21 protein-coding genes are annotated in these 18,977 nt (G+C 62.9%); 13 read left to right on the top strand and 8 right to left on the bottom strand.

Translation table 11 applies throughout. From position 1 onward, the window contains the following. The first annotated feature begins 63 nt into the window (after positions 1 to 63). The 5 genes from yjgA to B0T39_RS05090 are packed head-to-tail and all read left to right on the top strand — an operon-like array spanning position 64 to position 4,096. Complete coding sequence (yjgA, locus tag B0T39_RS05110) at positions 64 to 615, top strand: ribosome biogenesis factor YjgA (RefSeq protein ID WP_081545106.1); 552 nt, start codon at positions 64 to 66, stop codon at positions 613 to 615. Then, positions 615 to 1,193, top strand: a complete 579-nt coding sequence (gene mog, locus B0T39_RS05105; protein ID WP_081545105.1) for a molybdopterin adenylyltransferase — start codon at positions 615 to 617, stop codon at positions 1,191 to 1,193. The genes yjgA and mog overlap by 1 nt, the downstream gene beginning before the upstream one ends. 3 nt (positions 1,194 to 1,196) lie before the next feature. Then, positions 1,197 to 2,144, top strand: coding sequence for a YheT family hydrolase (locus B0T39_RS05100; protein WP_081545104.1), 948 nt, complete (start codon positions 1,197 to 1,199; stop codon positions 2,142 to 2,144). A gap of 57 nt (positions 2,145 to 2,201) precedes the next feature. Continuing rightward, positions 2,202 to 3,518 (top strand): MFS transporter, encoded by a 1,317-nt coding sequence (locus B0T39_RS05095; RefSeq protein WP_081545103.1) that lies wholly within the window; start codon positions 2,202 to 2,204, stop codon positions 3,516 to 3,518. 8 nt (positions 3,519 to 3,526) lie between these two features. Further along, positions 3,527 to 4,096, top strand: coding sequence for a hypothetical protein (locus B0T39_RS05090; protein WP_081545102.1), 570 nt, complete (start codon positions 3,527 to 3,529; stop codon positions 4,094 to 4,096). Positions 4,097 to 4,193: 97 nt separating this feature from the next. On the opposite strand, the gene B0T39_RS05085 is transcribed toward B0T39_RS05090, so the two are convergent. Next, positions 4,194 to 5,345, bottom strand: coding sequence for an HD-GYP domain-containing protein (locus B0T39_RS05085; protein WP_081545101.1), 1,152 nt, complete (start codon positions 5,343 to 5,345; stop codon positions 4,194 to 4,196). A 167-nt stretch (positions 5,346 to 5,512) separates the two neighbouring features. Between B0T39_RS05085 and B0T39_RS05080 the strand changes: the two genes are divergently transcribed. Beyond that, positions 5,513 to 6,358, top strand: coding sequence for a dienelactone hydrolase family protein (locus B0T39_RS05080; RefSeq protein ID WP_081545100.1), 846 nt, complete (start codon positions 5,513 to 5,515; stop codon positions 6,356 to 6,358). Positions 6,359 to 6,364: 6 nt separating this feature from the next. Here B0T39_RS05080 and B0T39_RS05075 read toward each other — a convergent pair whose 3' ends face one another. Next, the gene (locus tag B0T39_RS05075; protein WP_176219487.1) at positions 6,365 to 7,471 is read right to left on the bottom strand and encodes an HD domain-containing phosphohydrolase; all 1,107 of its coding nucleotides are present in this window, start codon (positions 7,469 to 7,471) and stop codon (positions 6,365 to 6,367) included. A 142-nt stretch (positions 7,472 to 7,613) separates the two neighbouring features. Here B0T39_RS05075 and B0T39_RS05070 point away from each other — a divergent pair, with 142 nt between their 5' ends. From B0T39_RS05070 to B0T39_RS05055, 4 genes are all read left to right on the top strand, one after another. Continuing rightward, a complete protein-coding gene (locus B0T39_RS05070; RefSeq protein ID WP_081545098.1) occupies positions 7,614 to 8,213 on the top strand; it encodes an HD domain-containing protein in 600 nt (199 codons plus the stop codon). A gap of 239 nt (positions 8,214 to 8,452) precedes the next feature. Next, positions 8,453 to 8,656: a cold-shock protein gene (locus B0T39_RS05065; protein WP_019101682.1), complete on the top strand. Its 204-nt coding sequence runs from the start codon at positions 8,453 to 8,455 to the stop codon at positions 8,654 to 8,656. Positions 8,657 to 8,736: 80 nt separating this feature from the next. Further along, entirely contained in the window at positions 8,737 to 9,297 is a 561-nt protein-coding gene (locus B0T39_RS05060; RefSeq protein WP_081545097.1) for a DUF1415 domain-containing protein, read from the top strand. A gap of 80 nt (positions 9,298 to 9,377) precedes the next feature. Continuing rightward, positions 9,378 to 10,112 (top strand): hypothetical protein, encoded by a 735-nt coding sequence (locus B0T39_RS05055; RefSeq protein WP_081545096.1) that lies wholly within the window; start codon positions 9,378 to 9,380, stop codon positions 10,110 to 10,112. A gap of 61 nt (positions 10,113 to 10,173) precedes the next feature. Here B0T39_RS05055 and B0T39_RS05050 read toward each other — a convergent pair whose 3' ends face one another. From B0T39_RS05050 to B0T39_RS05040, 3 genes are all read right to left on the bottom strand, one after another. Further along, positions 10,174 to 10,749, bottom strand: coding sequence for a lysophospholipid acyltransferase family protein (locus B0T39_RS05050; protein WP_081545095.1), 576 nt, complete (start codon positions 10,747 to 10,749; stop codon positions 10,174 to 10,176). Positions 10,750 to 10,944: 195 nt separating this feature from the next. Further along, on the bottom strand, positions 10,945 to 11,571 hold the full coding sequence (locus tag B0T39_RS05045; protein WP_081545170.1) for a helix-turn-helix transcriptional regulator: 627 nt from the start codon (positions 11,569 to 11,571) through the stop codon (positions 10,945 to 10,947). An 11-nt stretch (positions 11,572 to 11,582) separates the two neighbouring features. Next, on the bottom strand, positions 11,583 to 12,803 hold the full coding sequence (locus B0T39_RS05040) for an MFS transporter (protein WP_081545094.1): 1,221 nt from the start codon (positions 12,801 to 12,803) through the stop codon (positions 11,583 to 11,585). 217 nt (positions 12,804 to 13,020) lie between these two features. On the opposite strand from B0T39_RS05040, the gene B0T39_RS05035 reads away from it, so the two are divergent. The 3 genes from B0T39_RS05035 to B0T39_RS05025 all read left to right on the top strand — a co-directional run bounded on the left by B0T39_RS05035 (position 13,021) and on the right by B0T39_RS05025 (position 15,400). Continuing rightward, a complete protein-coding gene (locus B0T39_RS05035) occupies positions 13,021 to 13,248 on the top strand; it encodes a glycine zipper 2TM domain-containing protein (protein ID WP_081545093.1) in 228 nt (75 codons plus the stop codon). Positions 13,249 to 13,344: 96 nt separating this feature from the next. Further along, the gene (locus B0T39_RS05030; protein WP_254894493.1) at positions 13,345 to 14,712 is read left to right on the top strand and encodes a deoxyguanosinetriphosphate triphosphohydrolase; all 1,368 of its coding nucleotides are present in this window, start codon (positions 13,345 to 13,347) and stop codon (positions 14,710 to 14,712) included. 46 nt (positions 14,713 to 14,758) lie between these two features. Then, positions 14,759 to 15,400, top strand: coding sequence for a histidine phosphatase family protein (locus B0T39_RS05025; RefSeq protein ID WP_081545091.1), 642 nt, complete (start codon positions 14,759 to 14,761; stop codon positions 15,398 to 15,400). A gap of 42 nt (positions 15,401 to 15,442) precedes the next feature. On the opposite strand, the gene B0T39_RS05020 is transcribed toward B0T39_RS05025, so the two are convergent. Genes B0T39_RS05020 through B0T39_RS05010 form a run of 3 tightly spaced genes read right to left on the bottom strand, consistent with a single transcriptional unit; the run spans position 15,443 to position 18,498 of the window. Continuing rightward, on the bottom strand, positions 15,443 to 16,006 hold the full coding sequence (locus B0T39_RS05020) for an SCO family protein (protein ID WP_176219486.1): 564 nt from the start codon (positions 16,004 to 16,006) through the stop codon (positions 15,443 to 15,445). A gap of 58 nt (positions 16,007 to 16,064) precedes the next feature. Beyond that, complete coding sequence (locus B0T39_RS05015; protein ID WP_176219485.1) at positions 16,065 to 16,448, bottom strand: c-type cytochrome; 384 nt, start codon at positions 16,446 to 16,448, stop codon at positions 16,065 to 16,067. 34 nt (positions 16,449 to 16,482) lie between these two features. Next, positions 16,483 to 18,498, bottom strand: coding sequence for an RICIN domain-containing protein (locus B0T39_RS05010; RefSeq protein ID WP_081545088.1), 2,016 nt, complete (start codon positions 18,496 to 18,498; stop codon positions 16,483 to 16,485). Positions 18,499 to 18,977: the final 479 nt, after the last annotated feature.

Raw genomic sequence — 18,977 nt, 5'->3', positions numbered from 1 at the left:
ACGGCCGGAGGCCTTTTCCGGTATCATACCAGCCTTGAGAAAACCGATTGAGAATTGCCAACGATGACCCATTACCAGAACGACAGCCCGGACGACGGCTACGTCAGCAAATCCCAGCGCAAGCGCGACATGGATGCGCTGCAAGACCTGGGCCGCGAACTGGTGGAGCTGTCCAAGGACACGCTGAAGAAAATGCAGCTGCCGGAAGACCTCCTCACCGCTATTCTGGACTATAAACGCTTTACCGCGCACGGCGCGCTGCGCCGCCAGCTGCAATACATCGGCAAGCTGATGCGCGATGTGGACCCGGAACCGATCCAACAATACCTGCAAATTCTCAAAGGCGAATCGTCCGAGCACATCGCCTGGCAGCACCTGCTGGAACGCTGGCGCGAACGATTGATGGAAGACGACAAGATGCTGGCCAACTTCGTCACCGACTTCCCCGCCGCAGATCCGCAGCAACTGCGTACGCTGATCCGCAACGCGCGCAAGGAAAAACAGGACAACAAACCGCCCAAGTCCTTCCGCCTGCTCTATCAGGCCGTCAAGGACGTGATCCCGGAACCGGGCAAGCCGCGCCTGCATCAGCAGGACCAAGAGGACGACGAGTAATGCTGAAAGTAGGCCTGGTCTCGATCTCCGACCGCGCCAGTAGCGGCGTGTACGAAGACAAGGGCATTCCGGCGCTGCGGGACTGGCTGGCCGCCGCGCTGGCCAGCCCCTTTGTCGTCGTCGCCCGCCTGATCCCAGACGAACAGCCGCAAATCGAAGCCGCGCTCAAGGCGCTGGTGGACGAGGAAGGCTGCCAGCTGGTGCTGACCACCGGCGGCACCGGCCCGGCCGCCCGCGACGTCACCCCCGAGGCCACGTTGGCGGTGGCGGACCGCGAGATGCCCGGCTTCGGCGAGCAGATGCGCCAGATCAGCCTGCGCTTCGTGCCCACCGCCATCCTGTCGCGCCAGGTGGGCGTGATCCGCAAGCAGGCGCTGATCCTCAACCTGCCCGGCCAGCCCAAGGCGATCAAGGAAACGCTGGAGGGCCTGCGCGACGCCGACGGCCAGGTGGAAGTGCCCGGCATCTTCGCCGCCGTGCCCTATTGCATAGATTTGCTGGACGGCCCCTATATCGAAACCCATGAAGCGGTAGTCAAAGCCTTCCGCCCCAAATCGGCTCAGAAAAAGCCGGACTGAGCCATGGCTTACCAGTCTCCCACCTGGCTGCGCGGCGGCCACGCCCAAACCATCTGGCCGGCGCTGGCGATCAAGACCCCGCGCCCCGACTACCGCCGCGAACTGTGGGACACGCCGGACGGCGCCCGCATCGCGCTGGATTTTGTCGCCGGGCGGCCCGGCGCGCCGCTGGTGGTGCTATTTCACGGACTGGAAGGCAGCAGCGACAGCCACTACGCGCGCGCGCTCATGCTGGCGGTGCAGCGGCGCGGTTGGCATGGCGTAGTGCCGCATTTTCGCGGCTGCGGCGGCGTGGACAATCCCTTGCCGCGCGCCTATCACGCCGGCGACGGCGCCGAGGTGCGCTGGATTCTGAGCCGGCTGGCTCAACGCTTCCCGATCTTGGCCGCCGCCGCGGTATCACTTGGCGGCAGCATGCTGCTCAACTACCTGGCGGACGAAGGCGCGCTGGCGCTGCCGCGCGCGGCAGCGGCGGTGTCCGCGCCGCTGGACCTGGTGGCGGCCAGCACCCAACTGGACCGGGGTCTGGGCAAACTGCTTTACACCCGCATGTTCATGGGCACGCTCAAGCCCAAGGCCTTGGAATCGCTGCAACGCCATCCCGGTCTGTTCGACGAGGGCAAACTTAGCCGCGCGCGCACCTTCATCGAGTTCGACGACCTGGTCACCGCGCCCATCCACGGCTTCGGCACCGCGCTCAATTACTGGCGCAGCGCCAGCGCCAAACCGCGGCTGGGCCAGATCGCGCTCCCCACCCTGGTGCTGAACGCGCGCAACGACCCCTTCCTGCCGGAGCAGGCGCTGCCGCGTCAAACCGATGTAGCCGCCAGCGTCACCTTGGAATTTCCCCGCCACGGAGGCCATGTCGGCTTCGCTTCCGGCGCCTTCCCCGGCACGCTGGACTGGCTGCCCTCCCGCTTGCTGGGGTTCTTCGAACCGCATCTGGATTGACTGCGCGGCGCTTTCTGCGCATCTTGACGGCATTCACCCATTAAGCGAGAGCGCCGCATGAGCCCAGACTCCGTCAAGACCTCCGTTCTGCGCAAAACCTATCTGCGCATTCTCGCCCCGCTGTTCATCGCCTCCATGCTGGCCTTTCTGGATCGGGTCAACGTCAGCTACGCGGCCTTGACCATGAACGCCGACCTCGGCTTCGACGCCAAGGTCTACGGCCTTGCCGCCGGCATTTTCTTCGCCGGCTACGTGCTGTTCGAAGTGCCCGGAGCCATCCTGGCCGAGCGCTGGAGCCCCAGTCGCTGGATCGCGCGCATCCTGTTTTCCTGGGGAGCGGTCAGCATGCTGCTGGGCCTGGTGCAGAACGAATGGCAGTTCTATCTGCTGCGCTTTATGCTGGGAGTGTGCGAAGCCAGCTTCTACCCAGTGATCTACGCCTCGGTGATCCCGCGCTGGTTCGTCGCGGAAACCCGCTCCCGCGCCATTTCCATCACCCTGTGTTCGCTGCTGGTCTCCGCCATCGTCGGCGCGCCGCTGGCCGGCTGGATGGTGGGCTTGCAGCCCTTCGGCCTCAAGGGCTGGCAAAGCCTGTTCCTGCTGGAAGGCGGCGTCACTGTGCTTTACGGCTTCGCCATACTGCTGTGGCTACGGGACGATCCGGCCCAGGCCGCCTGGCTGAACACAGAGGAAAAACGCTATCTGATCAACGCCCTGCGGGCGGAGATAGCCGTCACGCGCCAACAACAACCGGCCACGCTGCGCCAGGCGCTGGCGCAGCCGGCGGTGCTGCGGCTGTGCCTGATCTATTTTCTATGGATTACCGGTTTCTGGGGCTTCAGTTTCTGGATGCCCACGGTGATCAAGAACGCCTCAGGCTGGTCGCCGCTGGCCATCGGCCTCGCCTCCGCCGTGCCCATGCTGGCGGCCCTGGCCGCCATGCTGTGGCTGGGCCATTCCTCGTCCCGCCGCGGGGAAAAGCGCTGGCATGTGGCGCTGCCCCTCTTGCTCGCCGCCGCCGGCTTCCTGATCGGCGCGCTGAGCGACAATATCGCCGTGGCGCTGCTCTCCGTCACCGTCGTCGCCATCGGCGTCTACAGCCCGATGGGCGTGTGGTGGTCCATCCCCACCACGTTTCTGACCGGCACGCTGGCGGCGGGCGCCATCGGTTTGATCAATTCCGTGGGCAATGTCGGCGGTTTCATCGGCCCCTATGCACTGGGCTTGATTGAGGCCGCCACCGGCAGCCACACACTGGCTTACTTCTGGCTCAGCGGTTCGCTGCTGCTCAGCGCGCTCTTGGTGCTTGGCTTGAAGCCGCAAGCGCAAACAGCGGACAATTCAAGTCAAACCGCCGCTTCCGGCGGACGATAGGAAGAACCATGCCGACACGAATCTTCGTCATCGCTCTTTGCGCTTTTCTGCTCTCCGCTTGCGCCGGCATGGCCGAGCGCCTGCGCGGCTCTTTGGAGCCGCCGGCCGAGCGCGGCTACGCCATCCTGTCGCTGACCGGCAAATCCTCCAACCCGGACAGCGCGACGCTAGGGCTGGATATCGCCAACGCCGCCGGCCGCATCGTGGCGGCCGACAGCGCCAGCCTGCTAACCGACACCGTGTTCGGCGAACAGGGCAAATCCATGACGGAGGGCAAATTGATGCTGTTCACGCTGGAGCCGGGCCAGTATCGGGTGGAGCAAGTCTGGGCCAACTGGCTGGAGGACGGGGCCTGGGGCGTCAGCCGCAAAATGCGCGGCTTCCGCCTGGCCGCGCCGTTCGAAGTGAAGCGCGGCGAGGCAGTCTATTTGGGCAATGTGGATGTGGAAATGAGTTTTTTGCCGGAAACGCGGCTGCGCGACGAGTCCGGACGCGATCTCGCGCATATCCGTCGCATCTGGAAAATCAAGGATGTATCCGGCATCCAGTTACGGCCGCTGGGCCAGGCGCATCCCTGAAAACGTGTTTACGATCCAGCGAAGACGAGACAAGGCGTACTCGCCGTGTAACGCCTCGCGATGCGCAGCAGACTTTGAACAGGCTCTGAGAACGTGTTCACTTCTGCCATAGCTTGGACAGATAAGCCGGCTTCACCACCGCCGCCGCCAACGGCGCCGCCTCCAGCACCCGGTAAGCGTTCTGCCGGGTGTCGCGCAGCAGCGCGTCGGCGTAGGGCGCGCCGTCCAACTTGCGCAAGGCCGCCACGCGCGGCGCGTTGGCCTTGTCGCTGCGGTGGGTAACCACGCCGATCTCGTTGCTGGCCAGCTTGACGAAACTGCCGGGCGGGTACACGCCCAGCTCCTTGATCAACAAGGCCGCGTGCTGCGGATCGAAATCGCCCAGCTCGCCGCGATACAGGCTGCCAATCACCAAAGCCGGCAGCGCCGGCTGCGGCTGATGTATACAGGAACACAACACATCCACCATGTGCAGCAGGGCCGCGTCCGGGTGGATGTCCTCGCCGCGCAGCCCCTGCGGGTACCCGTCGCCGCCGCGTTGCTCCTGGTGGGTCTGCACCAATAGATGCCAATGTTCGTCCACCACGCCGGCCTCGCGCAAAATGGCGGAACCGACAATGGGATGGGCGTAGAGATCATCGCGCTGCGCGGCGTCCGGCGGCGTTTGCTGCCGCGATAGTTGATTCAACAAGCCGGTGATCGCCACATTCATGCTCAAGGCCGCGCCCACTACCGCTTGCAAGCGCGCCTCCTCCATGCCCAGCCGCCGGCCCAGCACCGCCATGATGGCCGCCACGTGCACGCTATGGGCGCTGCCGATGTCGCGATAGGGCGTCAGCAGCACGCTGGCCAACACCCCGTCCGGCTGCTTGCAAGCCAGCCGGATCAACGCGTCCGCCATGTCCGCCAGCCTCCCGGCCAGGCCCGGCACCGCCAAGCCGTGCAATAGCAGGCCCTCGGCGCGGCGGGTCTGGAAGCCCAACTCCATGATGGGATTGGGCTGCACCTGCGCCGCGGCCTCTTTTTCACGCTGCGCCGCGCGCTCCAGCTGTTCGCGCTCCAAGCGCGCCGCCACCTCCTCGCTGTTGCCGTGCGCCAGCGTCACCAGCCGCTCGCGCTGCTCCGGCGTCAGCACGTAATGACCTTTTTTCAGCAGCAGCAGGCCGTTCTTGGCGTACACGTCAACCGGCAGTTGCTGGCCGATGCGCAAGAAGCTGGTAGGCAGCTTCACTTTGGAGGAGTCCGGCATAATCTATTTACGTTTCGTTAAGTCATGCTTCAATGGCTGTGAATAATGCCGCATTCCATCGACCTAAGGAAGCCCCCGAGGACCCGCTCTCGCGCCGGCTTGCCAGGCAATGTCAATGACATTAATCTAGTTGCTTCTATCCAATCACCTTGTTGGAGAATGCCGTTATGACAAGCAATCGACGCGTCGACGCTTCGCGCAGGGACTTCTTGAACAGCGCCGTGGGCGTGGGCTTCGCCCTGGCGGTACAGCCCATCGCCGCCAGCGCCATTCTCACCGACGGCGATGGCCTCAGCGCCGGCGCGGTGGAAATTCCGACCGGGCCGGCCGTCATGCCCGGCTACGCAGCCAAGCCTTCCGCCGCCGCCGGCCCCTTGCCGGTAGTGCTGGTGGTTCAGGAAATCTTCGGCGTGCACGAACATATCCGCGATCTGTGCCGCCGGCTGGCCAAGGCCGGCTATCTGGCGGTGGCACCGGAACTGTATTTCCGCCAGGGCGACCCCAGCAAGGTCGCCAGCATCGGCGAACTGGTCAGCGGCCTGGTCAGCAAGGTGCCGGACAAGCAGGTGATGGCAGATCTGGACGCCACGCTGGCCTGGGCCGGCGGCCACGGCGGCGACGTCAAGCGCGCGGCCATCACCGGCTTTTGCTGGGGCGGACGCCAAGTATGGCTGTACGCTGCGCATAATCCCGCGCTCAAAGCCGGCGCCGCCTGGTACGGGCGGCTGCAAGGAGAGACCGGCGCCAATACACCGCGCCAGCCGCTGGACATTGTCGCGCAGTTGCATGCGCCGGTACTCGGGCTTTACGGCGGGCTGGACAAAGGTATTCCTCTGGAGTCGGTGGACAAGATGAAGGCCGCGCTGCGCGCCGCCGGCCAACCCTCCGAAATCGTGGTTTACCCTGAGGCCGACCACGGCTTCAACGCCGACTATCGTCCGACTTACAACGCCTCCGCCGCCAACGACGGCTGGCGGCGCATGCTGCAATGGTTCAAACAACACGGCGTCTGACACCAACTAATCTCCCGGCGGCCGTTTGGCGCAAGCCGCCAACCGCATGCGGATCACCTGATTGAAGCGCGCCAGCCAAAAGGGATCGAACTGACGCTCCGAGGCGTTGATCTCGGCGATGGCGCGCATCATCGAATGACGCAAACCGCGATGCGAGTGCTTCAAAGTCACCGCCTCGAACGCGTCAACCAGAGCCAGAATAAGCGCGCCGCTGCAAATTTCCTCGCCGTGCAGGCCATGCGGATAGCCCTTGCCGTCGGGCATCTCGTGATGCTGGGCCACGATGCGCGCCGCATCGGCCCAGGCCGGCATCCGCTCCAGCAGGCCCGCCGCCCAACCCGGGTGTTCCGCCATCTGGCGGCGCTCGGACTCTCTCATCCGCCCCACTTTCAGCCAGAACGACTCCGGCAACAGCATCATGCCGATATCGTGCATATACACCGCCGCCTCCAGCTGCCTATCGTCCACCATCCCCGGCGCCTGGCGGCTGGCCTCCAGCGCCAGTTCCAGATTGCGCTCGGTACGGCCCTGGAACTGCGGCAAGCGCTGTTCGAACTGCAGAGCCAATATCCGAAAAAACGCCAAATCGCCCTGGCTGAGCTGCGCGGCGGCGTCCGCCGGCGTTTCCGACTCGATCACATGCAAGGGAATGCCGGTGATCTGCTCCACCAGTTGCTGACAACGCTGCAACAACTCGCCAACCGGGCACTCCGCCACCTGGTTCAGCGCCCGCATCAGCAGGGGCAGTTGCAGGTCGTCCAGCAATTCGTGGTTTTCCAGGGCGTCCAGCGCCAGGCCCAGACGGTCCATCACCAGCAGCATGACGTCGCCTATCGAATCCTCATAGCTCACTTCGCCGCTGCGCAGCCTCTCCAGCAGGCTTTCCAGCGAATGGACGAAAGGCACCACAAAGCGCACCTGGCACATGCTGGCGTCGCCCTTGATGCTGTGCAGCAAACGAAACAGCTGATCGATCTGCGCGGCGTCGGTGTCGCCGAAACCCAGTTGGCAAACTAGATGCTCAACCTGCGGCGCGTAATCGCTCATCACTTCCATAAAATCGTGAAACGCCTCAGGCTCCACGATCTCCAGCGTCAGCTCCTGCTTGCCCATGCCCTCTCCCATTTTCAATGCCCCTTCATTCCAGTATATGCAGCATGCGGCAAAGCGTGCGACAGCGCCCTTTCCAAACCACCACGCGCCGCGCATAATTTGCGCCCTCGGCGCATCGCCCGCCTATCCGCCTTATATTCCCATGCAAAACCAACTGCAAACGCTGCAACAGCACATCGCCTTCATTATTGAAGTGGACAAACTCAAAACGGTCCTGCGCAAAACCAAGGCCGCTTATGTGAACCGCTACGAGAATTCGGCGGAACACAGCTGGCAGATCGCCCTCTTCGCTCTCAATCTGCGCGACTTCGCCGCCGAGCCGGTGGACATCGACAAAGTCGTGCGCATGTTGTTGATTCACGACCTGGGCGAGATCGACACCGGCGACACCCTCGTCTATGCCGCGGACGGCGCCGCCGAACGCGAAGCGGAAGAGTTGGCCGCGATGCGCCGCATCCTGGGTCTATTGCCCCAGCCCATCGCCGCGGACCTGCTGGCCTTGTGGCAAGAGTTCGAGGCACGCAAAACTCCTGAAGCGCGCTTCGCCCGCGCGATAGACCGTTTGATGCCCATCTTGCTCAATCTGCAATCCGGCGGCCAGAGTTGGCGTGAAAACGGGGTCAGCAAGCAACAAGTGCTGAGCATGGCGGTGGGCAAGGTGGAGGACGGCTGTCCGCTGGCGGCGGACTGGTTGCGCGCGGAATTGGACCGCGCGGAGCAAGCCGGTTGCTTCGGAGCCTGACTCCAAACCATAAAAAACCGGCAGAAATGCCAGGGCATCCTGAAAAAACAGGATAAAAACCCTTTCGGCCATGCAGAAAACGCTTGCCATGACCCGGAACTATTGGCAATATTCCTGCCGCAGGATGCTCAAGTTGTGGATGTGTTGTTGTCGTAGTGGCATTAAGTCCGTACCTCAGTCGCCATTTCCCTTGAACTTCGTGCCTTTTATTCAACTGCTCGTTTTGAGGAATTAACAAAATGGCAACCGGTACCGTTAAGTGGTTCAACGACTCCAAAGGTTTTGGCTTTATCACCCCGGATGAAGGCGGCGACGACGTGTTCGCTCACTTCTCCCAGATCAATGCCAAAGGCTTCCGCACCCTGGCTGAAAACCAGCGCGTTAGCTTTGACGTCGTAGACGGCCCGAAAGGCAAACAAGCCTCCAACATCCAGCCCATCTAATCCCCGCGATTAGTCAGCTTGATGAAAACCCGGCCTCGCGCCGGGTTTTTTGCATTCACGGTTCAACGCAAGGAATCCCCATGTCCGTCTCCGACGATCACGAACACATCATCGCCGTCACTCGCGACTGGCTGGAAAAAGCGGTGATAGGGCTCAATCTCTGTCCGTTCGCCAAGAGCGTCTACGTGAAAAATCAGGTGCGCTACGTGGTCAGCGACGCCGCCCAGCCGGATCAGTTGGCGCAAGAGCTCGCCTCCGAACTGCGTCTACTGGCCGACAGCAGCCCGGACGAGATCGACACCACCTTGCTGATCCACCCGCGCGCGCTGCAACGCTTTCTGGATTTCAACGACTTTCTCGATATCGCCGACGCCATCGTGGAAGACATGGGACTGGACGGCGAGCTTCAAGTCGCCAGTTTCCACCCCAAGTTCCAATTTGAAGGCACCGGCGTCAACGATATCGAGAACTTCACCAACCGCGCGCCCTACCCGACCTTGCACCTGCTGCGCGAAGCCAGCATCGGCCGCGCGGTGGAAGCCTTCCCGCAGGCGGAAGCCATCTATGAAAAGAATATCGAAACGCTGAAACAGCTGGGCCTGGACGGCTGGAAGGCGCTGTTCGCCGGCAAAACGCCGTAAGCGGACGCGCGCCGCGCATTGCCAAGCCCGCCGCGGGCGTGGTACACCAACGGGCATTCCACTTCTGGAGCTCCATTCCCATGTCGCTCAGGCCCTTGCTGCCGCTCGCCGCTCTACTTCTAAGCGCCTGCGCTTACACCCCGGTGCAGAAACCCGTCGCCGGCGACGACTTCCGCGGCAACGAGCTGGGACAGAGCAGCGCCAACCGCACGGCCAATCTGGCCATGCGCGACAATCTGGCCAGCTTGCAAACCCTGCTGGAAAAACTGTATAAGCGCAATCCCAGAGAATGGCGCAAGACCGGCGCGGCCGACTACCCGGCCGCGATGCGCCAGGTCATGAGCTCCATCCGCAACAACGTCCCACTGCCGGCCTTGAGCGGCCAGCGCTCGATCGCGGCGATGAACGCGGCTTTCGACCCGGGTTTTGGCGGCGACCGGGCCGGTGCCTTGATTTACGGCATGGGCTCCATGCTGGTGGACGCCTACGGCGGACGCACCGAGCTGTTTCTGGTGCACGGGCTGGACGCGCAGCAACTGGCCAACGCCTCGCACAATCTGGAAGTGGCGGCCTGGATGCTGAACAACCGCCAGATCAGCGGCGCGCCGGTCTTGCTGTCCAATGAGATCGGCAACGTGCGCAATCTGTCCTTCGAGCGGGAATTCGGCAAGATGATGGCCAGGCTGGACCTGCTGGCGGAATTGTCGGACGAGAAACTGCGCCGCAGCGCCATCGACTTCGGCCAATCCCTGATCGCCGGCCCCTTCTTGCAATTTCTGCCGGTCAGCGCCGCCGCCCAGGCCGCGGCGCCCTGAGAACCTGTTCAAAATCTCGCGAGCAAGAGCGTGGCTTTGAACAGACGCCGCGAACGCTGACTTAGCCTCGATTCGAACGCTTGCCCACCTTGTCGGCGTAAAAGGCGCGAATACGCGGCATATCGGCGTCGATATCGCCGCTGGGCGTGAATATGGGACCGAAACCGGCCTCCTTGCGGCTGTAATCCAGATACGCCAAAGCCACCGGCACCTCCGCGCCGCAGGCGATATGATAAAAGCCGGTCTTCCATTCGGACACCGTCTTGCGCGTGCCCTCCGGCGGAATCGCCACCACCAGCCGGTCCGAACGCCGGTACACTTCCACCATCTGCTGCACCAGCGAGTTATTCTGATGTCGCTTGACCGGAATGCCGCCCAACCAACGCATCACCGGCCCCATCGGCCCGGCGAACAGCGTGTGCTTGCCCATCCAGTAAATCTTGGCCCGCGCGGCGAAACACACGGCCAGCGTCAACGGAAAATCCCAGTTGCTGGTATGCGGCGCACCGATCAGCACGTATTTGTCCAGCTTGGGAAACTCCCCCCGCAGCTTCCAGCCGCTCAGTTTGAGCATGACGATGGACAGGCAGCGGAACAAAGGCCGGATCACGGGCGTGTCGAAAATGGTGAAATGCATGAGGGTCCTGAGCAAGGGCCTTGCCTCAGAACGGAGAGCAACCACCGAGGAGGCGCCGCCCAGCGTCGGAGCAAGCGCCAATCACGTGGAAAAACGCCGGAATGTACCTGATAAAACTATCCCGGTAAATCCGCATTGCGAAATACAATCAGCTAACGCAAGTCCATGAATTCAAAAAGCAAGCGCCGCGGCGCCTCACTCCGCCAAGGGCACGATGCGATACACGCAGCGCCGCCCGCCCTTGTCCAGCGCGTGCTCCAGTCGCCGCACTTCCGCCCCCGGCCCCAACACCCGGGCAAACAACGCCAGTTCGGATCGGCACAAGCCCTGGCATTGACGCGCCGCCGCGCAGATCGGGCAATGGTTTTCCAGCAACAGCCAGCCCTCGCCGTCTTGACGCGCTTCCGCCATATAACCTTCCTGGCTGCGTATCCGCGCCAGCGCGGCCACCCGATCCGCCAGCGCATCGGCGCCGGACATCGCCTGCCGGTACTCCTCCTCCGACTGCGCCTCTCGCCGTTGAATCAGACTCTCCAGGCCGGACTCGCCAAACAATTCCCTCACCTGCTCCAGCAACTGCAAGGTCAAATCCGCGTGCCGGTCCGGAAAACGGCCATGGCCGCTCTCGGTCAAGCGCCAGAGCTGGGCCGGCCGGCCCACGCCCTGAGCCTGGGCCTCCATCCGCGCCAGCCCCTTCTCCTCCAGCGCCAGCAAATGCTTACGCGCGCCCATGCTGGTCAGTCCCAATTCCGCCGCCAGCGTCTGCGCCGTCTGAGGCCCTCGCGTTTTCAGCAGATACAGCAACCGATCCGCGCTATTCATCGCCACCGCCATCAGGCTTCCTCCGCTTCGCGGATCACGCCTTGCAGCCAGGCGGCGGCCAGGCCGCACGTCAAAGCGCCCAGGACCAGCACCAGCCGGGTGTCCAGAATGGTCAGCACGCTGCCCAGCAAGGCCACCAACACATTGGCCACGCAGAAGATCGTGGTCAGTAGGCCCATCACGCTGCCCTGCCCCAGGCTGGCGAAGCGCTCCGAACACCAACTGGGCAGGATGGCGTTGTAAATCGCCAGCGGCACGCCCAACAACACAATCAAGCCTATGCCCGGCCAAGGCAGATCCGCCAGCAGGCTCAAACCCAGCAGGCCCAGGGCCACCCAGGCCGCATTGATGCGCGCCAGCTCCAGCGGTGCCCGTTTATGCCCAAGCTTGCCCAGCAAAACGCTGGCCGACGTCATCAATACGCACATCAGCGCCGTCACCACCGCGATGCCGCGACTGTCCAGCCGCGCGTACTCCACCAGCCACAAGGGGTAGAACTCGTAAAAAGCGTTGACCCCGACGGCGAAGGCCAGCTGCATCCAGAACAGCCGCGCCAGCAAAGGATCCGCCGACAGCAGACGAAAAGAGTGCTGGCCGCGCATCACCTGCAGCAAGGACTGCTCCTGGTGCATGCGCTCGCCGGTTTCCGGCAGGAAGGCCAGCAGCACCCCCAGGCACAGCAGGATGGCGCCGGCCGCCAGCAGGAAAGGCACCGCCTCGCCCAAGGGCAAGGTCAAACCGCCGATCAGCGGCCCCACCAGCCAGCCGGTGTACAGCACCGCGTTGAGAATGGCGAAGGAACGCGCACGGTCCAACTGCGGATGCAGATCCGCCACGATGGCGCGCGCCACCGCCACATTGCCCTCGGTCAGGCCGGTAACGAAACGCGCCAGCACGAACAACAGATACCAGCGGCTCCACAAGGCGTACGCCGTCAGCAAATAGCCCAGAAAGGTCAGCAACAAGGTTCCGGTCAGCACCCGCCGCCGTCCCAGCCGGTCCGACAACGCTCCAATCAAGGTGCTGCCCAGCAAAATGCCCAGCGGATTGGCGGCCAGGGCCACGCCCAACAGCAGCTTGGGCGGCAGCCCCAGGAAGTGGTTGAACGCATCCGGCGCGGAGTTCACGAAGATGGGCGCCAGAATGGGATAAGGCATGGCCACGCCGGCCGTGCTCATCAGCGCCACCAGACAGACAGTCAGTAAAATCAGCTTGGGATGGGAAACATTCATGATGCATACCAATGAGACAATGGCCCATGCTAATCTCGTCACCGCAATAAGTAAACAAATTAGTTTACTTAATATCGCGCCGCGTACTGGAAATCATCAATACAGCATATAGAATGCTGTACGTATGGTTACGAAAAGGCGCGCAGAAACAGGAACCAGATGGCATTCCAAGCGTCTCAAACTACACAAGACCTACTTTATGTTTTTGGAGACTTCCATGACTTCGATGACCAGCAAATCCGCCGTTAAAGCCATTGCCGCCAGCCTGATCGCCGTCAGCCTGCTGTCCGGTTGCGCCAATATGTCCAAGCGTCAGCAAAACACCGCCATCGGCGCGGCCGCCGGCGCCGTGCTCGGCTCCGTGCTCACCGGCGGCGACGCCATCGGTACCGTGGGCGGCGCCGCGGTGGGCGGCGTGGTCGGCAATCAGACCGGCAAACGCTAAACCCGCGACCCCATTCCAAGAGCCAGCCCCGCGCTGGCTCTTTTGTTTTGCCCGCCGCGCCCATATCATCAATACAACAGCACCACGGGCCACGCCATGACCTCCTCCGCACGCATGAATTGGGAACGACTCCTCTCCACCAAACGCTTCAAAGTCATTCAGGGCCACGTCAAGGAAACCCGCACCCCGGCCACCAAAGAAGGCAGCCCGGGCTTGCGCACCGACTTCCACATCGACCACGACCGCGTGGTGTTCTCCAGCGCCTTCCGCCGGCTGGGCCGCAAAACCCAGGTGCACCCGCTGGCGCGCCACGACCACACCCACAACCGGCTGACCCACAGCGTTGAGGTGGCCAGCGTCGGCCGCAGCCTGGGCAACCGCGTCGGCATGATGATGCAGCACGCCCACCTGCTGCCGGACAACTACACGCCGCACGATATCGGCGCCGTGGTGCAAGTGGCCTGCCTGGCTCACGACATCGGCAATCCGCCCTTCGGCCACACCGGCGAATACGCGCTGCGCGACTGGTTCCGCGCCGAACGCAACGCCCACTGGCTGCACGGTCTGGCGCCGGAGGAAATCCGCGACGTGCAGACCTACGAAGGCAACGCCCACGGCCTGCGCATGCTGGCCACGCTGGAAATGTACACCGGCGAAGGCGGCATGCGCCTGACCGCCGCCGCCCTGGGCGCACTGATCAAATACCCGTGGACATCGGACGCCGAAGCCGCCCAGGCGCGCGACAAATTCAACATCTATCGCACCGAACTGCCCTATTTCCAGCGCGTGGCCTCGGAGCTGGGCCTGCTGCCCAAGGGCATCCAGCAATGGAGCCGCCACCCGCTGTCCTACCTGATGGAGGCCGCCGACGACATCTGCTACGCCATTCTGGACCTGGAAGACGCGGTGGAGATCGGCATTCTGGACTTCAAGGAATTCGAAACCCTGTTCTCCGGCTTCACCGAATACGAACGCATCTGGGACATGCAGGACGTGCGTCAGAAATGCGGCACCCTGCGCGGCATCGCCATCGGCCGCTGCGTCAGCGAAGTGGCCGAGAAATTCATGCTGCACCACGACAGCCTGCTGCGCGGCGAATTCCCGGCCAAGGACCTGATCAATCTATGTGGCGCCCAGGTGCAGGACGCGTTGATCCACGCCAAGGAGCTGGCCAGCACCCGGGTCTACCGCCACCGCACCAAGCTGGTGACCGAACTCGCCTCCTACCCGTGCATGGCCGGCATCCTGGACGCGCTGATCCCCGCCGCCCACGCCTACGTCAGCAAGGGCGCCGAGCGCCTGAGCCCGCGCGAGCACCTAGCCATGGGTTTGCTGGAACAGCACATCCGCAGTGACGACAGCCTGTATCAGGCTTATATGAAAGTATTGGACTTTGTCGGCGGCATGACCGACAACTACGCCGCCAACCTAGCGCGCGACATCTCCGGCGTGGGCATTCTATAACTTCGCCCCGCCGCAATTCGGCAGTTAAAAAATCAGAAAGACAGGAATGCAGCACACCACCCGTTTTTGCATCGTCCGCCATGGCGAAACCGACTGGAACCGCGAATATCGATTGCAAGGCCACACCGACATCCCCCTCAACCCCACCGGCCAGGAACAGGCGACAAGCCTCAGCCACGCGCTATGGCCGGGACGCTACGCCTTCGACGCGCTCTACGTCAGCGACCTGACCCGCACCCGCCAGACCGCCGCGCCGCTGCAAACGCGATTGAATCTGACGCCCACCTTCAGCGCCGAATTGCGCGAGCGCCATATGGGCGTGTTTCAGGGCCTGACCTACGCCGAGGCGGAACACAGCATCCGCGACGACTATCTGCAACTCAAATCCCGTGACCCGGACTACGACCTCAAGGGCGGGGAAAGCCTCAACGCCTTCATGGGCCGCATCCGTGACGGCTTCACCGGCATCGCCCGCCGCCATCTGGGCCAGACCCTGCTGGTGGTCACCCACGGCGGCGTGCTGGAAATGATGTACCGGCTGGCCACCGGCAAGCCGATGTCCGAAGCCCGGGACTTCCCCATCCCCAACGCGGCCTTGAACTGGCTGAGCTATAGCGACGGGCAATGGCGGCTTGAACAATGGGCCGACGAATCCCACCTGGCCGCCGCGCTGGACGAAATTCAATAGCAAGACGGCCGCCCCCCCAAACGGGACGCGGCCGACCGCCAACTAAGCCAAGGCCAGCAGAGTGCGCGCGATGGTTTCCGCCGACGGCAACTCCGTTGAGCGCCACACCAAGCGGCTCTTCGAATCCACCAGCAAGACCTCCGTGTGGTGCGCGCTCAAATCCGTCCGACGCTGATTGAGCGTGGCCAGCATCAGATCCAGATCGGCCAGCTCGGGGCGGGCTGCCCGCCAGCCTGGTTTAGGCCGAAACCGGGCCAGCCACCGCCGCAACTGTTCGGGCGAATCGTTCAATGGGTCAAGACTCAACGACAATAACTGTATCCGCGCCCGCTTTGATTCCGGCAGCAAATCCTGCACTTGCCGAAACGTCGCACCCTGGATCGGACAGACATTGGAGCAGGCGGTGAAAATCAGCTGAACCGCCGTCACGCGCCGCTGCAACATGGCGTGAAAGCTGTGCCGTTGACCATCGCTGTCATTCAGCATGAAGTCCGGTAGCGGCAACGGCGGGGAAATCTCTCCATGCACCAGGGCCAGATTTCCGGCCCACGCGGTTTTGGCCAATGCGGCCGGCCCCGCCAGCCATAAAGGCGCCAGGCCCGCCAAGCCCATCGCAAACCTCCGCCGTCCCGGATTCAACGGCGCGCCGCCCTTGCCTTGCATGCTAATGCCCCTGTAGAAAAAGCCATAAAGCCCGGCATTCCGCCGCGCTCAGCCGGTAGCGCGGCATATCCGTGCCGATCAGGATATCGGTCGGGTCTTTCCCGCTACGCAACATCTCGCAAAAGCTCTGTTCGGTATACGCCCGCTCTGGCCCCCCGCGCCTGGCGCTGGCCTCCGTTAAGAAGCGCGCGCCCAAATCCGGCGCAAACCGGCCATCCGCCCGCGCCTGATCCTGCAAGCGATGGCAGTTGGCGCAACGCGCGTACTCGCTGTCCAAGGGGCGGTTATGGACATACAGCTGGCCGACCAAGGCGGTCTGGCCGTAGAACAGCCGGCCGCCGTCCACAGCCTCTTCGCCGCCGGCCGCGCACGACGTCCCCCACATGGCAAGCCCGCAGACGAGCCCGCCCAAGCCGCGTTTAATTGATGGCGATGATGCGAGCGACACTGGGCACCCCTTGCGGACTCATCGCGAACAACATGTAGTAGCCCGGCAAAACCATGCCGCTATCCGCCGGAATCTGCAGGGAATAGCGCATTTCCCCAGACATTGGCGCAAGCTGCGACACCGACAAAGCGATCCGACGCTGATCGTTGTTGACCGAATGCGTCACCGCGGACAGCCTCATCAAGGCGAACTGGCTCGCCGCCTGCTGCGTTTTCACTTCGATCACGCTCCCCGGCCGCGCCTGCGTCGGCGCGGCGCTAATCACCGGCCGAGCCGCCGGGCTGCCGTCCGCGTTCAACAAATAAGGAGGGCTCAGGATCTCCGCGTTCAAGTGATTTTGCGGGCAGCCGGCGCCGCACAAGCCGCCGCCGCCGACAAACACTCGCCCATCCTGCAACAGGATCGCCGTGCTATGGTAGGTCCGCGGCACCTGCATGGGCTTCAAGGGCTGGAACACCTGTTTCGCCGAACTCCACAGCTCCGGCGTCAGCACCGCATAGGAATCCGTGAACGGCTGCGGTATCGTCTGTCCGCCCACCACCACCACGTCGCCGTCGGGCAAGGCCACCGCATTGGCGAATGCTCGGCGATAGCTCATTCCGGGCAGCGACTTCACCTTCACCTGGGCCTTGGGTCCGCCGCGGATATCGATCAGATGGGCCGAGTTGCTCGCATAGGTGGTGCCCGTGTTCTGCTGATAAGCCGGCGCGCCGCCCAGCTTCAGAATCAGGCCGGCGTCAAACATCACCGCATTGCCGTTGATGCTGTAAGGATCATTGCCGCGCGTCCCCGCCGAGACGATGCTGCCGGGTCCGCTGGTGCCTATCCAATTCATCTGAGCGCTGGGGCCGGCATGGAACACCGTCCCGCCGCTGCTGGCGAACAGCCATAAATGGTTGTCGCCGCGGTACACGCTGCCATTGGCGTCCTGCGGATCGGGACCAATCACATTGTTTTCCGGCACGCCGGCAAGCACTTTCCAATGGCCGCTGTCCCATACCTCCCCGCTGCGATTGGGCCGGCTCTTGCTGTTATAGCCGCCGCTCCAGGAACCGCCCAAAGTCAGCACCCGGCCATCCGACAACACAGTATTCGCCTCATAGCCCCGCGGGATGTTCATATTGCCGCTGGCGCTCCAACGCTTGGCCGCCCAATCGTATATCTGTGTTTTAGGGCTGCTGGAACCGCCGTTGATCAATAGATTGCCGTTGGGCAACATCGACGTGCCGGGGCAGAACAGGTTCGCGCCGGTGGTCACCACCGTCAACGGCAGCGGAGTGTTCTTCGCCGCGTCGAACAGCGCGGTATAGGTCTTGCTATTGCCATTGCCGCTGTCCCCGCTGAAGGCGTCGGGAAAATCTGCGGACCACATCATCAACTTGTTGTCCGGCAGATTGGCGACGCCCACCGGGGTGACCGGCAGAGGAATCACACCACTCCAGGCCGAAGGGAGCGCCGTGCTTTTGGCGCCGGGATAATCGAACATGAACTGGTCGTTCACCTGCGCCTTGCCCTGGCAAGGCCATTGCACCACCTTGGTTCCCTGCGTCGCAACGCCGGAGAAGATGTTCACGCACTGGCCGCTGGATGCGGACACGATATGGTAAGTACCGACATCCACCGGCTGGATTTTCCACTGGTCATTGGCCACCGCAACGCCTTGACATGGCCATTGAATCAGCTGGACGCCCTGATTGCGGCTTGAAGCCGGCACATTCAGGCACATCTGCGATTTCTGCGAGACGATGTGATAGAAACCGTTTGCCAGGGGCACAAACGTCCATTGCTCATTGCTTCCCGCCGAGCAGGGCCATTGAATGATGCCGGCCCCGGACTGGGTCGAACCGCCCCCGACATTCAAGCACTGCCCGCTATTCACCGCCACGATGCCGGTGGCGGCCGCCGCGCTCACTTCAGGACACAGCAGCCATGACAAGCCGAGAACACCGCTCGCCAGCGTCATCAATCCGTTTCCAAGCTTCAACATGAAGTCCCCTTAATAGCCTGTTCAAAGTCCGCTGCGCCCCTGAGGCGCAACACGGCGAATCCTTCTTCAGAGTGCCCCTCCAGCGCCTGTTTATTCCTCGTCTTCAGCCGCAAGACCTTGCCTCGTCTTGCTCGCAGGGCTTTGGACAGGCGCTTATAAATCGCTTGATCCACACACGTCACGGCATGCCAAGATGCCCTCCCGATTCTTTCTCACGGACGGATCGGCCGGCGCCGGACACTGCCGCCACTCTGATGGCCCGCCCCAATAAAAACAACAAAAATTTACAACAGATAATGATTTTTGTATCAAATATAGTACACCGTCCTGGAGGAAAGACGAAAAATCGCAGAACGCTTGAAAACAGAGGCGCTATTCTGAAGCGTTTACTATTAAATAAATATATTAATAAAATAGTTAGGACATGCTCTCCCGCCCTCCCCATGCGGTTGCTGTCATCCACGGCGCGCCGGCACGAC

This window comes from Chromobacterium haemolyticum, from assembly GCF_002081825.1.
Taxonomy (GTDB): Bacteria; Pseudomonadota; Gammaproteobacteria; order Burkholderiales; family Chromobacteriaceae; genus Chromobacterium; species Chromobacterium fluminis.
This window is presented reverse-complemented; position numbering and strand designations above follow the sequence as displayed.

Bases quoted from the DNA above. Each gene is read 5' to 3' on its own strand.
- B0T39_RS05040 (WP_081545094.1), bottom strand. From the start codon at position 12,803: ATGAATGTTTCCCATCCCAAGCTGATTTTACTGACTGTCTGTCTGGTG.
- B0T39_RS05070 (WP_081545098.1), top strand. From the start codon at position 7,614: ATGCAAAACCAACTGCAAACGCTGCAACAGCACATCGCCTTCATTATT.
- B0T39_RS05060 (WP_081545097.1), top strand. From the start codon at position 8,737: ATGTCCGTCTCCGACGATCACGAACACATCATCGCCGTCACTCGCGAC.
- B0T39_RS05025 (WP_081545091.1), top strand. From the start codon at position 14,759: ATGCAGCACACCACCCGTTTTTGCATCGTCCGCCATGGCGAAACCGAC.
- B0T39_RS05080 (WP_081545100.1), top strand. From the start codon at position 5,513: ATGACAAGCAATCGACGCGTCGACGCTTCGCGCAGGGACTTCTTGAAC.
- B0T39_RS05050 (WP_081545095.1), bottom strand. From the start codon at position 10,749: ATGCATTTCACCATTTTCGACACGCCCGTGATCCGGCCTTTGTTCCGC.
- B0T39_RS05065 (WP_019101682.1), top strand. From the start codon at position 8,453: ATGGCAACCGGTACCGTTAAGTGGTTCAACGACTCCAAAGGTTTTGGC.
- B0T39_RS05015 (WP_176219485.1), bottom strand. From the start codon at position 16,448: ATGTGGGGGACGTCGTGCGCGGCCGGCGGCGAAGAGGCTGTGGACGGC.
- B0T39_RS05035 (WP_081545093.1), top strand. From the start codon at position 13,021: ATGACTTCGATGACCAGCAAATCCGCCGTTAAAGCCATTGCCGCCAGC.
- B0T39_RS05055 (WP_081545096.1), top strand. From the start codon at position 9,378: ATGTCGCTCAGGCCCTTGCTGCCGCTCGCCGCTCTACTTCTAAGCGCC.
- B0T39_RS05085 (WP_081545101.1), bottom strand. From the start codon at position 5,345: ATGCCGGACTCCTCCAAAGTGAAGCTGCCTACCAGCTTCTTGCGCATC.
- B0T39_RS05010 (WP_081545088.1), bottom strand. From the start codon at position 18,498: ATGTTGAAGCTTGGAAACGGATTGATGACGCTGGCGAGCGGTGTTCTC.
- B0T39_RS05095 (WP_081545103.1), top strand. From the start codon at position 2,202: ATGAGCCCAGACTCCGTCAAGACCTCCGTTCTGCGCAAAACCTATCTG.
- mog (WP_081545105.1), top strand. From the start codon at position 615: ATGCTGAAAGTAGGCCTGGTCTCGATCTCCGACCGCGCCAGTAGCGGC.
- B0T39_RS05075 (WP_176219487.1), bottom strand. From the start codon at position 7,471: ATGGGCAAGCAGGAGCTGACGCTGGAGATCGTGGAGCCTGAGGCGTTT.
- B0T39_RS05100 (WP_081545104.1), top strand. From the start codon at position 1,197: ATGGCTTACCAGTCTCCCACCTGGCTGCGCGGCGGCCACGCCCAAACC.
- B0T39_RS05045 (WP_081545170.1), bottom strand. From the start codon at position 11,571: ATGAATAGCGCGGATCGGTTGCTGTATCTGCTGAAAACGCGAGGGCCT.
- B0T39_RS05030 (WP_254894493.1), top strand. From the start codon at position 13,345: ATGACCTCCTCCGCACGCATGAATTGGGAACGACTCCTCTCCACCAAA.
- B0T39_RS05090 (WP_081545102.1), top strand. From the start codon at position 3,527: ATGCCGACACGAATCTTCGTCATCGCTCTTTGCGCTTTTCTGCTCTCC.
- yjgA (WP_081545106.1), top strand. From the start codon at position 64: ATGACCCATTACCAGAACGACAGCCCGGACGACGGCTACGTCAGCAAA.